Source organism: Cupriavidus sp. 8B (assembly GCF_054589115.1).
Map to the genome: position 1 here is coordinate 13419 of NZ_BAAILO010000245.1, position 13855 is coordinate 27273.

The 13855-nt window shown below is 62.7% G+C and carries 11 protein-coding genes; 2 read left to right on the plus strand and 9 right to left on the minus strand.

Translation table 11 applies throughout. The features are described from left to right. Positions 1–300 precede the first annotated feature (300 nt). The 5 genes from ACYP5B_RS23525 to ACYP5B_RS23545 form a co-directional block, all read right to left on the minus strand. Positions 301–1356, minus strand: coding sequence for an SGNH/GDSL hydrolase family protein (locus ACYP5B_RS23525; protein WP_459571269.1), 1056 nt, complete (start codon positions 1354–1356; stop codon positions 301–303). A 746-nt stretch (positions 1357–2102) separates the two neighbouring features. Beyond that, positions 2103–3254 carry an MFS transporter gene (locus ACYP5B_RS23530; RefSeq protein ID WP_459571270.1) on the minus strand — a complete coding sequence of 384 codons (1152 nt, stop codon included), beginning with the start codon at positions 3252–3254 and terminating at the stop codon, positions 2103–2105. Next, positions 3251–4606 (minus strand): MFS transporter, encoded by a 1356-nt coding sequence (locus ACYP5B_RS23535; RefSeq protein ID WP_459571272.1) that lies wholly within the window; start codon positions 4604–4606, stop codon positions 3251–3253. The genes ACYP5B_RS23530 and ACYP5B_RS23535 overlap by 4 nt, the downstream gene beginning before the upstream one ends. A gap of 55 nt (positions 4607–4661) precedes the next feature. After that, positions 4662–5420: an SDR family NAD(P)-dependent oxidoreductase gene (locus tag ACYP5B_RS23540; protein ID WP_459571312.1), complete on the minus strand. Its 759-nt coding sequence runs from the start codon at positions 5418–5420 to the stop codon at positions 4662–4664. Between the two features lie 92 nt (positions 5421–5512). Next, positions 5513–7279, minus strand: a complete 1767-nt coding sequence (locus ACYP5B_RS23545) for an FAD-dependent oxidoreductase (protein WP_459571273.1) — start codon at positions 7277–7279, stop codon at positions 5513–5515. A gap of 169 nt (positions 7280–7448) precedes the next feature. Between ACYP5B_RS23545 and ACYP5B_RS23550 the strand changes: the two genes are divergently transcribed. Then, positions 7449–8246: an IclR family transcriptional regulator gene (locus tag ACYP5B_RS23550; RefSeq protein ID WP_459571274.1), complete on the plus strand. Its 798-nt coding sequence runs from the start codon at positions 7449–7451 to the stop codon at positions 8244–8246. Between the two features lie 105 nt (positions 8247–8351). Then, the gene (locus tag ACYP5B_RS23555) at positions 8352–9659 is read left to right on the plus strand and encodes an MFS transporter (protein WP_459571313.1); all 1308 of its coding nucleotides are present in this window, start codon (positions 8352–8354) and stop codon (positions 9657–9659) included. A gap of 12 nt (positions 9660–9671) precedes the next feature. Here the strand turns inward: ACYP5B_RS23555 and ACYP5B_RS23560 are convergent, their stop codons facing one another. The 4 genes from ACYP5B_RS23560 to ACYP5B_RS23575 all read right to left on the minus strand — a co-directional run bounded on the left by ACYP5B_RS23560 (position 9672) and on the right by ACYP5B_RS23575 (position 13839). Then, positions 9672–10610, minus strand: coding sequence for a LysR family transcriptional regulator (locus ACYP5B_RS23560; protein WP_459571275.1), 939 nt, complete (start codon positions 10608–10610; stop codon positions 9672–9674). A gap of 100 nt (positions 10611–10710) precedes the next feature. Further along, positions 10711–11685 (minus strand): quinone oxidoreductase family protein, encoded by a 975-nt coding sequence (locus ACYP5B_RS23565; RefSeq protein ID WP_459571276.1) that lies wholly within the window; start codon positions 11683–11685, stop codon positions 10711–10713. Positions 11686–11916: 231 nt separating this feature from the next. Continuing rightward, a complete protein-coding gene (locus tag ACYP5B_RS23570; RefSeq protein WP_459571277.1) occupies positions 11917–13173 on the minus strand; it encodes an MFS transporter in 1257 nt (418 codons plus the stop codon). 39 nt (positions 13174–13212) lie between these two features. Beyond that, on the minus strand, positions 13213–13839 hold the full coding sequence (locus tag ACYP5B_RS23575; protein WP_459571278.1) for a hypothetical protein: 627 nt from the start codon (positions 13837–13839) through the stop codon (positions 13213–13215). Between the last annotated feature and the right edge of the window lie 16 nt (positions 13840–13855).

A 13855-nucleotide genomic window follows, 5' to 3' on the forward strand; every position in this document is an offset into this window, starting at 1 on the left:
TCCTTATGACAGGAGCAGCGAGTTGCCTAAACAGAGACCTATGACGCCACGATCCGCTCACCACTGGCGATAAAGCGCGGGTACAACACTCCTTCCTTTAGCGATTTCGCCGACTAGCCTGGCGCGTGGAGCAGACAGCGCCGGAAGCAGGACATCGCAGGCGCGCATCGAGGCCATGCTGGAGCGCATCCGGGTCGCGAATCTCTTTCGAGCGGCTTATCCACAGCCGTCGGCTGCGCCGACGGCGCTCCATCCCTGGTCAGAATTCAATCGGCGCCGATGGTCAGAATCGCCAACAGGTCACTTGCTCGCGGCCTGTACCGCCTGTTCAACGAGGGTCGCAAACAGAGCGTGCAAATGCGTCGTCGGGTGGACATCATCCGCAAACATATAGGTTTGGTCCGCATCGGGTACCGTATAAGTCTTTGGCGAACAGAACAGGGCACTGATCTCGATCTCTTTCGCGAGCAGTTGCAGATTGCACCCGGTACCGGTGTTGCTGATCAGGAAGCCATTCGCCTTGAAATTGGCGAGGACGGTATTGATGAAGGTGAACTGATCGATATTGACCACCAGGTTCTGGATGCCCGCCGCCTGCAGCGCGCTCGTCAAGGCTGAATTGAATGTCAGTGATAGCCCGGTCAGCAATGCCCCGCCGTCAGCGCTGCTAAAGCCAAAGGGCGTAGCGCCGATATTCCCGACGTTCGACACGACCACGTGCTTGGCCCCGCCTTGCAGGATCTGCCCGACGATAGTTGTCAATTGCTGTGCGGCAAGGCTCACCGCCTGCTCCGCTTGCGCTCTTGATTCGCTACCGGCTGCGGTGAGCTGCGCGTGAATCAGGATGTCGCTTCCGCCGCCCTGGACAAGCACAAGCTGGCCAGCGTTGAAGCTCGTGTGTGCGGCGAGGTAGTTCTGTACCTGCTTTGCAATCGGGACGGTAGTCGCGCCAAGCCCATTGGCCTGAAAATGGATGCCATTCGGATCCGTCACACGCGCGCCGCCTTGTGCATAGCCAAGACCCTCCGGATGTGCAGTGAGCGGAAATCCGTAGCCACCGGTAAAAGCGGCTGTCAGCGTGCCACCAAAGAAATTCGCGACATCCTGCGTCCACACCTGGCCGGGGTTGGTAGTGAAGCGCCCCCCGCCTACTACCTGCGCTACCGGTGCGTACGTGCCTACATCAGACACGCTGTCGCCGAACGACACCACTTGGAAGCTCACGCTGGTCGCGGGTGGTGGATTGCTCGCAGGCTTGTTGTCGTTCCCAAAATTGCAGGCAGCGAGCATCGCCACCACTACGCCCAAGATGCCGAAACGTAGCGAGCGGACGACGCTATGAAGTGGCGTGTTCATGGACTGACCTCCATGTGCGAATGAAATCCAGATCGAAATCGGGGACGATCTCGAAAAGCTGCAACACCTGATCCAGCATCTGGTGGTGCAGGCCGGTCCCCGGCTACGATATCGTTTCAAACGCCGCAGGCGCTGCGCTCACGCGGGGGCGAAAGGCTGCTTCAGTTCTGATTGTTGAAAGTTAGCTTAGATTATGGCCACGTGAGTATCAATGAAGCCTTCAGAAAAGAAATTGCACATCCAAGGTGCACACCACTTAATTTCAAAACTGAAACAGTCCCAGAGTGGCCCTCCTATGTCTGGACGCGGGGCGACGTGTATATCCAGTCAGCATTTCTGCGGCAAGGGGGACTTTCATGCCAGCACGCCGTGCTCGCCGACTTGCGAGATTCCGCCAAGCGCGAGGTGAAGCCGGCATCGAGGAACTGCTGGCCGGAGCGGTCGCGGCTGCGGCGCAGATGAGGGCGATCGAGCCAGCCGAGTTCAGGACGGGTCATTGTTGACACGACGATATAAGAGAAGGCCGTTGGTCATCGTATTGTTGTATCGCATCACGTCGTGATGACGTTGTGCTCACAAGTGACTGGGATCCGCAGTTCGCTGCCCAGCGGCCCACGAAGCAGTCATTCGACCGAAATTCCCAACGACGCGCAAGTGCCGTTTCGGCCGATGAGCGGGCACCCGTTCTCTGCTGATGAAGGTCGGCAAAGCGCCGCTGTGCGGTCATTCACGAATCCACCACCTACCTAGAGCCGGCCCGTAAGCGCCCTGCGCGGAGCGCCCTTGCCGAAGGCAAGCGCCACTGCCGGAAGGGCCAGAGCAGCAATGTAGAACAAGAATGTCTCTCCCACGGAGTCAACCGCCACCGCCGCCAGGCCCGTTCCAATCGCCTGGCCGAAGAAAAGCGTCGCCGCAAAGAGTCCGATCGCCGTACCGCGCGCCTCCGGCGACATCTGCGTGGCCTCGGTCTGCAGCGTGTTGTGAAGCGTATAGAAGCCAAATCCGCCAAGAAAGCAGCCGAGCACGCTCCACTCCCAGCGCGAGCCGCTGGCCACGATGGCAAAGCCTGAGCCCAGGAGAACACCCCCCAGGCTTGCAAGGCTCGCACGCGAGAAATGCCGGATCAGTACGCCAGACAGCGCCACATAGGCCAGTCCTCCAACCCCATACATCGTCATTACGGCGCCGGAAGCACTGAGACCGAGCCCGAATTGCCTGTGCAGATAGGCGGGCACGAACGCAAAGCCGGAGAGCGCGAACAAGCCTTCCAGCGCCGTCACCAGGAGAATCCGTCGCGCCCATGGCTGATCCAGGACGGTCCTGACCTGCCCGCCAAAGGAGCGTCGAGGCGGCAAGTCCGGTGCCGCGCCAGATGCCTGCGTACGGATTCGAAAGGCGACAATGCCAAAACCCGCCGCCAGCACCATGAACACGACGCGCCAGTGCAGTGCATCCGCGATCAGTCCCGAGATCCACTGGCCGACGATCAGCCCGCCGACGGTCGCCAAGAGCAGGCGGGCGAGCGCCTGCTGCCGATTCTCGATGGGCACCGTATCGCCTATCCTCGCCATGCTCATCGGAATGATGCCGGCTGCGGCGGCGCCGGAAAGGCCCCGGGCGATAGCAAGAGCGGTCATTGTCGGCGCCAGCGCCGCCAGAACATTTGCCACGGAGCACGCCGCCAGCGCGGCGCAGATGACCCGCAGCTTGCCAAAGTTGTCGCCAAGTGGTCCATAGACGAGTTGCAGGAGGCCATAGGCCAGTACAAAGGCCGATATGGACCACCCCGCGACGCCGACAGGCACCCTGAAGTCCGCCGACAGCGCCGGAAGCAGGACATCGCAGGCGCGCATCGAGGCCATGCTCAGGGCCGCCGCGATCGACAGCGACAGTCTCACTTGGCAGCCCTGGTCACCGAATAGGCGCGCTGCGGCTTCGCAATCATGAAGACGGCACCTGCGGCAGCCAGTGCCGGCACCACCAGCAAGCCGAAGACATCGCCGAAGCCCCAGCCGATGCCAAGCAGCGCCGCGCCGATGAATGATCCGGCAATGCCACCGATCCGTCCGATGCCCTGCATCCAGGCGACGCCAGTAGTACGGGCCTCGGTCGGATAGAGAGTCGCGGCATAAGTGGACATTGACGTCGCCGCGCTCGTGACAAGGGTGCCGCACAGGAAGAGCGAGACGCCAAGGAACGCCGGATGGTCGAGGCTGCGCCCCACGACAGTGACAAGCAGGGCTGCCAGCATGTACGCGACGACGATGATGCGATTGGCATCGAAGCGATCCATCAGCCAGCCTGCCACCAGGTTGCCGAGCAAGCCGCCAAGCGGAAACACGGAGGCCAGCAACGCGCCGTGTTCGACGCTGAGTCCCGCCTCGCGGAACAGCGTCGGCATCCAGTTCGTCATGAGGTAGTAGATCACCAGCCCCATGAAGCACGACAGCCAGAGCAGGAGCGTGCGCCGCCGATACACGTCCGACAGGATGAGCCCCAGCGCCGATGCCTTTTGCCGCGTCCCGACCTGGGCCGTCCGTGCGACGAACGTGCAGCCGTCCAGTCGCTGGTCGGGGGCGATGCGGTGCAGGATCCGTGCAATCTTTTCGCGCGTGCCCGGGCGTACTGCAAGGAATTGGGCGGACTCCGGCAGCAGCACGAGAAGCAGCACGGCCAGCGCCAGTGGCCCGATGCCGCCGGCCGTTAAGACGCTGCGCCAGCCGAAATGCGGAATCAACCACGCAGATGCCGCGCCGCCCGCCACCAGGCCGCTGGAAAATCCACAGTACATTGCGTTGACCGTGAAGGCGCGAAGCCGCTCCGGCGCGTACTCCGACATCATGGTGATGGTCGTGGGCATCGCCGCGCCGAGTCCTAGTCCCGTCAGAAAGCGCAGCGCCGTCAAGGCGGTGATCGACTGCGCGTGTGCCGTGACGAGCGTCCACGCGCCGAAGGCCGTCACTGCCGCGACGAGCACGGTCTTGCGGCCAATGCGATCCGCCACAGGCCCCGCGAAGATCGCGCCGAGGCTGAGACCGGCCAGCGCCGCGCTCATGACGATGCCGAGTTCGCCGCGGGTGATCCCCCACTCCTGGGCAAGCGACGGCGCGATGAAGCCGATCGCCGCGGTGTCGTATCCGTCTGCCGCCACGACGAGGAAGCAGAATATGAGGACCAGCCACTGGCAAGGGGAAAAGCGTTCGGCGTCGATGAATGACTGCACGTCGATCGTGCGGGATGCCTGTTTCATCGGTTGTCTCCTATATGTGGGCAAGCGCTGTTCGCGCTTGCATCCTTTATGGGCCTTAGGCAGCCAGGTATCCGCCATCCACGGGCAGGGTCACCCCTGTTACGTAGGTGGACATCGACGAGGCAAGGAACAGCACCGCCCCCACCAGCTCTTCCGGCTTGCCCACGCGGTTCATGGGAATGCGGGTCATGAAGCGTTCGAGCTTGGCCGGGTCAGAGCGCGTCGAGACGGTCATCGGGGTTTCGATGACGCCCGGCGCGATGGCATTGACGCGCACGCCGTCGCGCGCAAGGTCGGCTGCCAGCGACTGGGTCAGCATCTTCACCGCGCCCTTGGAGGGCGAGTAGCCGAGGGTATTTGCCTGGCCTGAGAAGGACGCAATGGAAGCGACGTTGACGATGGCCCCCCTGGTCTTGCGCAGAGCCGGCAGCCACGCGTGACAGACGTTGAACGTCCCTTCGTGGTTGACCTTCATCACCTGCTGAAGGTTGTGCAGAGCGTAGGGGCTGTCGATGCCCTCGCGGATGAGGATGCCGGCGTTGTTCACCAGCACGTCGATGGGGCCGACTTTGGCCGTGATGTCCTCGGCAACGGCCCGGCATTGCGCGGCGTCAGTCACGTCCAGCGCGCAGGAGCGGGCCGCGTGTCCGCGGGCGTCGATCATCGCCGCGGTCTCGTGGGCATTGGCTTCGTTCATGTCGGTGACGACGACGGTCGCCCCCGCTTCGGCGAGTCCGATGGCGAGGGCCCGGCCATTGCCCTGGCCTGCGCCGGTAATGAAAGCGACCTTCCCGGTCAGTAGTTTGGGAATCATCATGATGGATTCGGAAGGAGATTCGGCAAGGAGAATCAGGTGGGCCGCGACCACCGCAAGGCAGTCGCGGGACGGCAGGATGGGGTCGGCGATCAGTGCATCGCCAGCGGCTCGCGCGCGGGCGCCGCGGTCGCCGCGGTCGCCTTCGGGCGCGAAGCGTGGATGTGATCGGCGATGTGGTTGCCCGCGACATAGCCGAAGGTCAGGCCAGGACCCAGCGTGATACCGGCGCCGCAGTACTCGCCACCCATGATGCTCGCGGCATCGTTGCCAGCGGCGTACAGCCCGGGGATCGGCTCTCCTTGTCCGGAGACGACCTGGGCGTGCTCGTTCGTCCGGATTCCCACGAATGTCCCGAGGTCGCCCGGCACGAGCTTGAGCGCATAGAACGGGCCGGTGACCAGCGGCGCGACGCAAGGGTTGGGCGTATGCAGCGCATCGCCCTGGTAGCGGTTGTAGGCCTTGCTGCCGCGGCCGAACTCGGGGTCGCGCCCGTATCGCGCGGTCTCGTTGTACTGGCGAACGGTAGTCGCGAGCGTCGCCGGATCGACGCCAATCTGCATCGCCAGGTCCTCGATCGTCTTGCCGCGCTTGAGGTAGCCATTGCGCAGGTGGGTGCCCAGCGGCATCGGGAAAGGTTTCACGAAGCCGAGGCCATAGCGCCGGATGGCGGCATGGTCAGCAACCAGCCAGCATGCCGTCTCGGACTTGCCCCTCGAGGCAGCGATCATCGCCTGCACGAGGTCGTGGTAGGAGTTGGCCTCGTTGGCAAAGCGCCGGCCGTCCAGGCTGACAGCGATCACGCCCGGTTTCGCCCGGTCGATGAAATGCGGCATGATGCCCGTCGTGCCGTCCTTGCGCGGCACCAGCGACATGGGCGTCCATGCCGCGGCATTCGACAGGCCCTTGTCGAAAACGCCGCCTACCTCTTCGGCCATGCGCACGCCATCGCCCACATTCGTTTGCGGCGTGGGCGAGTAGTGGCCGTGACCGGCCTTCACGTGCGGGTAGGTGTCCTTGCGGCGCTCGAGGTTGTGTGGGAATCCGCCGCTGGCCAGGACGACACCGTGGCGCGCCTTCACGCTGATCCGCTGCCCGTCACGTTCCAACACGGCGCCCGTGACCCGGTCGCCCTCGTGCAGCAGCCGGACGGCCGGCGACGACAGCCAGACCGGAATCGACAGGTCCGCCGCGGATTTCGCCAGGCGCGCGGCCAGCGCGTTGCCGTTGGTCAGCGTCATCCCCCGTCCGTACCTCATCACCTCGAGGAAATGCTTGGTGAGGCGTTTGGTGACATACCAGGCCGATTCCAGCGACCGCGTGACCCGCATGAAGTGGACGATCTCCTTGCCCGAGCCGATCGTCACGCCGAAGACGGTCAGTTCCGGCAGCACCGGGCCGAGCGTTTTGAGCAGCGGGCCCAGCTCGCGCGCGTCATACGGGCGCGTCACCATCGAGCGGCCGCCTTGCGCGGCGCCGGGCGCCTCCGCGTGGTAGTCCGGGAACGTGAGCGGCATGTCGAACTGGACAGCGGTCTTCGACATGAAGAACGCGATGGCCTTCGGGCCGTTCACCAGGAAGGCACCCACACGCGCTTCGTCGAACGCGGCGCCGGCCTGGTTTCGAATGTAGGTGAGGGCCTGATCCGGCAGCTCGTGGTGGCCGTAGGCCTTGGCCAGATGGGTGTTGGGAACCCATAGCCAGCCACCCGAGCGTGCGGTCGTCCCGCCGTAGTAGCTCGCCTTCTCGGCCACGAGCACCTTCAATCCGCGGCTGGCGGCGGTAATAGCCGCCGACATGCCGGCAACGCCCGATCCAATGATCAGGACGTCACATTTTTCCTCTTGCAGTGTAGACATCGACTTCTCCGTTCAAGTGCGGGCGGCGGCCGATGCGGGCGGCTCCGCCATAAACACTAGATTAGTACTAACGCGCTTGAAGTTATCTACCTGTTAACCCTACGCTTGTTCATTAGATAATGCCTAATGCTATACTGCGCGCACCATCCATCTCATGGCAGGGACATACGTGGATCACACCGAGCCGGCACCCGCACGGGAGCGCCGTGGCATACAGTCGATTGAAGTCGGGGGAGAAATCCTCAAGGTGCTGGCATCCGAGGCCAGGCCGATGGCGCTACGCGATCTCGTGAAGGCGGCCAACATGCCGTCTGGCAAGATTCACCCGTATCTGGTGAGCTTCGGAAAGATTGGCCTGGTCGCCCAGGACCCGGTCACCGGCCACTACCTGCTCGGCCCGATGGCGATCCAATTGGGGCTGACCAGCCTGCAGACGCTGAACCCGATCCGTGAGGCCACGCCATTCGCGGAAGCGCTGTCCGAAGAGACATCGCATGCTGTCGCGCTCGCCGTATGGGGAAACTTGGGCCCGGTCATCGTGCGGCTCATCGATGCGTCCTATCCGATCCACACGAACATCCGTACCGGGACAGTCATGTCACTCGCCAATACGGCGACCGGCAGGGTCTTCTCGGCTTTTCTGCCGCGCCAGTTCACCGACAAGCTGTTGCTCGACGACCGCATCCGGCTCGGCTCCGACATCGCGCACCCGCTCGAAGCGGCCGTGGTGGAAGACATGATCGAGGAAACGCGGACCCGCCACATGTCCCGCAGCATCAACCATCCGACGCCCGGTATCGTCGCCTTCTCGGCGCCTGTCTTCGACTATTCGGGAAATATTGCGCTGGCGGTCACCATCATGGGGCCGACCGGCACGGTGGACACCGAATGGGACGGCCCGGTCGCGCAAGCACTGCGTAGTTGTGCGCAGGCAGTTTCGAAACGCCTGGGCCACCGGGGCGCGTAGCAGCCGTCGTGTGGTGAGCTCGCTCGGCATTGCCATGTGCCGTTGCAGTGAGGGTTGCGTCTTCAACTTGAAGCTCATACGCCACTATTGATGACCATACAAAGAATGTGCACGCCTGCGACCGGGACATGCGCCCGGCCTGCCGGCAATCAAGAAGATCACGGTGCGCTTCTAAAAATCATTGTCGCAACATCGCTCGTCACTGGCCTCGAAATGTTCGATTTCACCGTTTTCGGATTCTTCGCGGTGATGATCGGAGACCAGTTCTTCCCATCGAAAGATCCGCTGACTTCGTTACTGCTGGCAGTCGGCACATTCGGTGTCGGCTTTCTCATGCGTCCTCTTGGCGCGATGACGATCGGCGCTTACGCGGACCGCGTGGGACGCCGCGCAGCGATGACGAGGACAACCTGGATGATGGGGCTCGGGACGGCGGCGATCGGCCTTTGCCCGTCGTTTGCCACGATCGGCGTAAGTGCGCCGATCGTAATCGTCGCCGCTCGATCGCTGCAAGGTTTTGCTCTTGGCGGTGACATCGGCACTGCCGCGACCTTCGTCATGGAAGCGGGGCCTGTGTCACGTCGCGGCTATCTGGTCAGTTGGCAGGTCGCCAGCCAGGGCGCGGCCGCATTGCTCGGCGCATCCCTGGGCGTGCTGCTCAGCCACGCGTTGCCATCGGCCGCTCTTGCTTCGTGGGGCTGGCGCATTCCGTTTCTGGTCGGTCTGCTGATCTTGCCAGTCGGCCTCTACGTTAGGCGTGGACTCCGCGAGAACCCGATCCCCGCCACTACCGGCAGTGGTGCCCGCACGCCCCTCGCCGAACTGTCTCGCGAGCACGGCAAGACGATCCTGCTGGCGATGTTGATGATGATGGGGCAGACCATACCGGTGTACGCCATCGTCTACTACATGCCGAGCTATGTGACTCGAGTGATGCACATGCCTGCCGTCACCGGATATCTGGCATCTGCGTTGTCTGCGCTGTTGATGGTAGCCATTCCGCCGCTTTCCGGCCTCATCACAGACCGTCGGCCTCGCCGCAAGCCACTCGTCCTCGTCACTTCGGGATGCACGGCGCTTCTGGTGTATCCGGTCTTTCTCATGATCACCCATGCGAAAAGCGCACTGCCTATTCTGGTTGGCGTCGGGCTCATCAGTGCACTGGTGGCGCTCGGCGCCGGCGTAGTCGCCCTGCTTGTACTTGAAGCGCTTCCTGCGCGGGTGCGCGCCAGCGGCATCGCGATTTCGCATGCGCTGCATGTTGCCTTGTTTGGCGGCACCGCTCAATTCATCGTGACGGGATTGATCAGATGGACCGGCGATCCAATGTCTGTTGCCTGGTATGTGGCGCCGGCCTGCGCGGTGAGTTTTTGTGCGCTGATGCTGTTCAAGGAACAGCACTTCGAAACCTGAAGCTCGTGGGACCTAGGCACGGGTTCGGCGCGAGAGCCCCCACGGCGCACCGTCCTCGAACTTGGCTTCGATCCATGCTTTGAACGCCATCGTCTTCGCTGGCGTAAACTTTGCGGAGGGCCGCACTAGATAGACGCCTCCCTTTGCATCGAGCTCCCAGTCCGGCAGGACGCGGACAAGTCTACCCGCGACAATGTCTCGACTCATCAGCCAGTCGCCTGCGCCTAGGATACCCACGCCCGCTCGCGCCGCAGCGAGCAGTGTTTCGCTATCGTTGGCGGTCAATGTTCCCTTCGTAACGATGGTCTCCCTACGCTCTCCCTTCGATAGTCGCCATTCCGGGTACGATGCAAGGCCAGTGAAACCGAGGCAATTGTGCGACGCAAGATCGCGAGGATTCTTTGGTGCACCATGTTCATTTATATATACCGGAGAGGCACACAAGATTCGACGATGATCACTCAGTTTCTTTGCGATCAACCTACTGTCAGCCAGTTCCCCCACGCGAATCACGGCATCAAAGCCCTCGGCAACAATGTCGACGAAGCGCTCGCTGTAGTCTGCTTCGATGTTCACCAGCGGATGGGCGGCAAGAAACTCGGGCAACATTGGACCTAGCCAGAGCCGCCCCAGCGACGCAGGAAGCGCCAGGCGAAGGACGCCCCGAATCTCGGCAGCGCCCATCGATGCCTCCTGCTCTGCCTCGGTGATCAACCCCGCAGCCGAACTGAGACGCTCCACGAGACGCGCTCCCGCATCTGTCAATCTCACCTGGCGGGTGGTTCGCTCGATAAGCCGAATGCCAAGCCGTCGTTCCATGGCGGCAAGCCGCTTGGAGACCACAGTCGGATGACGTTGCAGTGTCCTGCCAGCAGCCACGAAAGAACGTTCCGTCGCGACAGCAAGGAGTGCTGCAATTTCGTCGATATGCCGGCTGTCCAATTGACTCATGGTGAGAGGCTCACGGTAAGTGCGCACGACGAGCTGTGGTAGCAGAGCCTGTCTTCAATTTTCCGGCAGAGCGCTGCTCATCTCCGCCCCCGCGGAATCATCACGGGTTAAGGATGATTGCTCCGGCAGACTTGCCTCCTTCGAGGTCAGCATGCGCTCTGGCCACGTCCGTCAGCGCGTATTTTCCCCAGATCCTGGGCTTGATTATGCCGGTCGCTACAGCCGCCAGCACATCATCGGCACGTTGGTGATACTCATTGATGTCCGCGGTGTGCGCGCCCAGTGAGGGACGGGTCAAGAACAAAGATCCCTTCGCGTTGAGCATGCCAACTTCGACCGCGGGCGGTGCGCCCGAAGATGCCCCGAACGATACGAGCAGGCCTCGTGGCCGCAGGCTATCAAGAGACGCTTCGAAAGATGCACCACCGATCGGATCGTAGACGACATCCGCCTTTTTGCCCTTGGTGATTTCAGTGATGTCCGCTGCGAGGGTGCCGGCATTGAAAACCAGAACTGCATCGCAGCCCTGCGCTTCGGCAGGTGCAACGCTCTCGGGCTTCGACACGATGCCGATTACAAACGCGCCAAGATGCTTGGCCCAAGGCACCATGATTTGTCCGACGGCACCAGCCGCGCCATAGAGAATCATGGTCGTACCCGGACCAACCGAATACGTGGACTTGAGAAGATACTGGGCAGTGATACCTTTGAAAAGCACGGCCGCGGCATCGTCTGCGGTCAAACGTTCGGGGAGGTGAATGAGTCTGTTGGCAGGGTAAAGCCGGCTGCTCGCGTACGCTCCGATGGGGCCAGTCGCGTACGCCACCCGCTCACCTACACGGACATTGTCTACGCCTGCCCCGACGGCAGCCACGCGACCCGCCCCTTCAAGACCGAGACCGGATGGCATCGGAACTGGCACTGCGCCATTTCGTTGCGTCACGTCGAGGAAGTTAACGCCAATCGCTTCCTGGTCGAGCCACACTTCGCCCGGCCCAGGTTCGCGCTCGTTCGTCGCTTCGATCTTCATCACGTCAGGACTACCTGTTTGGCTAAAGCGAACGATAGAGACCATGGCTTGCTCCTATGCTGATTCCGCGCGCAGCCATCCTGCACGCCAAGCAGAAATTATCGGTCTCCAATAATTTTCGAACAATACAGCCATTTTGCACGACATTGCTGCATGTCGTGCAGCAATTGGATTGGCCATGCGAGAACGCCATCATGAGCCGGACGGCAGGCCGACGGATGGACGGCCTAGAGCGGGTCCCGGTGTCAGGCCCATGAACGAAACTCTCGTGGTACGTCAATCGACTGGTTTAATGCGCCGAAATGCACCAAGCAGCGCGAGGTCATAGGCAATCTTGAGCAGGCCGCAAGCGACCAGTGGTGCGCCGACCCAACCCATCGCCAACATGCCGCCCGCCAAGGTCGGACCCAGCGCGGAAGCCAGGCTCCTGGGTACCGCGGTCAGGCTGGCGGCAGCCGGGCGCTCGGGCGGCGTCACGACGGCCATCACATAGGCGGTCCTGGTCGGTACGTCCATCTGCGACAGCGCGCTGCGCGCGAGCAAGAGAGCCAGGGTCGCTACCAGGGAAGGGGAAAATGCCGCCCCGATCAGGCAGAGGCTGGACGGAATATGGGTGAACACCATGGTGTTGAGCAAGCCGAACCTGCGAGCCAGCGGCACGGCAACAAGCTGGGAGCCCGCGGAGAGCAACCCCGACAAGAAGAAGAACTGGCCGGCAGCCGCGGGTGAGATACCGAATCGCTGCATCAGCCACAGTGCCAGCAGCGAGTTCACCACCAGCCCGCCGGCAAAGGCGTCCACGCTGAACAGCAGGGCAAGGCGAGTCACGATAATTCGAGACGGTCCAAGCGGCGCTCTTACCGCTGCCATGTGCGGCCGTGGCTCGGGCATGCGTGCATAGAGGAACCAGAGCGCGACACCGGTCAAGGCGTAGAGGACGAACATCGCGCGCATGGCGCTGAGGAACGCTATCCCAAGTTGCGAGGCGAGCCAAGCCGGCAGCGCCGCAGCCAGTGCGCCAACGGCGGCGCAGAGGGCCCCCGTCAGACTGTAGCGGGCAAATAGTGCCGTGCGGGCATCGGAGGTAGCCGAGTCGGCAAGACGAGCCTGCTCCAGTGGCAGGAACACGCTGACGTCTCCGGAGCTCGGGTTGAGCGTACCGACGAAGGCGACGAGCAACAGCGGCCATAGTGAGGAGAGTCCGGCAAATCCGATGCCGGTCGCGGCCATCAACGCAGCCGCCAACACCAGCAGGCGGCGCTGCGGGTAGCGATGACCGAGGATGCCCACCAGTATCGTCGCCAGTGCTGAGCCGATCAGGGTGGCACTGCTGATCAATCCCACTGCCAGTTGCGCGAAACCGAGCGCTAGCAGGTACGCTGGCAGCAGGACAGCAATGAACCCGTCACAGAAGCCGCGTAGCGCGCGGCCGACGAGAAGTGGCAAGGCGCTGGCATCGACGCCTGCAGGCAGTACCAGGCGAGCGAGCCGAGCTTGGCCGGCAGTCACAGCCGGATCCTCAAGCGTTTGCATTGCAGTACGCGATCATTGGTTTCACATCTATTCTCGGTGCTATTTCGTAACGCCGGTTCCAAATGAGAAGGTGTCGAACAAGGTAACGCTGTCCGCCTTGGTCCATACGCCCACCGCGCCGGCGCCGCTGATGTGATCGTCCACCACATCGATGTAGCGCCTGCCGTCCAGCGTGACCTGGATATGGTTCCCAACGAATTCCACGCGCAGCGTGTGCCAGACCCGGGCAGCGACAGGGGCCTCCTGATACTGGATCGTGTGCCTGCGGCCGCCTGTCGTGTGGTACAGCGAGACATTGTTCTCCAGTGCGTTCGCACGCGCGACGTAGTAGTTGTCGCCGTCCTTCCAGCGCCAGACGACACCGCCAGCCTGGTCTTCGCGACCGGAAATGGGCTTGAATTTCGCCTCAACGAAGCCATCGGCGATGGAGACGGCTGGCTTCACACACCAGGGGAAGTCTCCGAAGCCCGATTGCTTGAGCACGTTGGCGCCGGTCTGCGCAGTCGGGTCTGCCTCGACGGTCCATTTCGGCGCGCCGCGGCCAGTGACACCCGCCACCCATCCCGCGGGCAGTGCACCTCGTTTGTCCTGGTTGAACATGATCGTCTCTCCAGTTGCCGGCATGGCTGTCAGCAGCATCCATACCATGAGCAGGATCGGCTTCACGGGGCACCTCCCGGGG

Coding starts and splice junctions, on each gene's coding strand:
- ACYP5B_RS23570 (WP_459571277.1), bottom strand. CDS start 13,173: ATGCAAACGCTTGAGGATCCGGCTGTGACTGCCGGCCAAGCTCGGCTC.
- ACYP5B_RS23555 (WP_459571313.1), top strand. CDS start 8,352: ATGTGCACGCCTGCGACCGGGACATGCGCCCGGCCTGCCGGCAATCAA.
- ACYP5B_RS23540 (WP_459571312.1), bottom strand. CDS start 5,420: ATGATTCCCAAACTACTGACCGGGAAGGTCGCTTTCATTACCGGCGCA.
- ACYP5B_RS23535 (WP_459571272.1), bottom strand. CDS start 4,606: ATGAAACAGGCATCCCGCACGATCGACGTGCAGTCATTCATCGACGCC.
- ACYP5B_RS23525 (WP_459571269.1), bottom strand. CDS start 1,356: ATGAACACGCCACTTCATAGCGTCGTCCGCTCGCTACGTTTCGGCATC.
- ACYP5B_RS23560 (WP_459571275.1), bottom strand. CDS start 10,610: ATGAGTCAATTGGACAGCCGGCATATCGACGAAATTGCAGCACTCCTT.
- ACYP5B_RS23565 (WP_459571276.1), bottom strand. CDS start 11,685: ATGGTCTCTATCGTTCGCTTTAGCCAAACAGGTAGTCCTGACGTGATG.
- ACYP5B_RS23545 (WP_459571273.1), bottom strand. CDS start 7,279: ATGTCTACACTGCAAGAGGAAAAATGTGACGTCCTGATCATTGGATCG.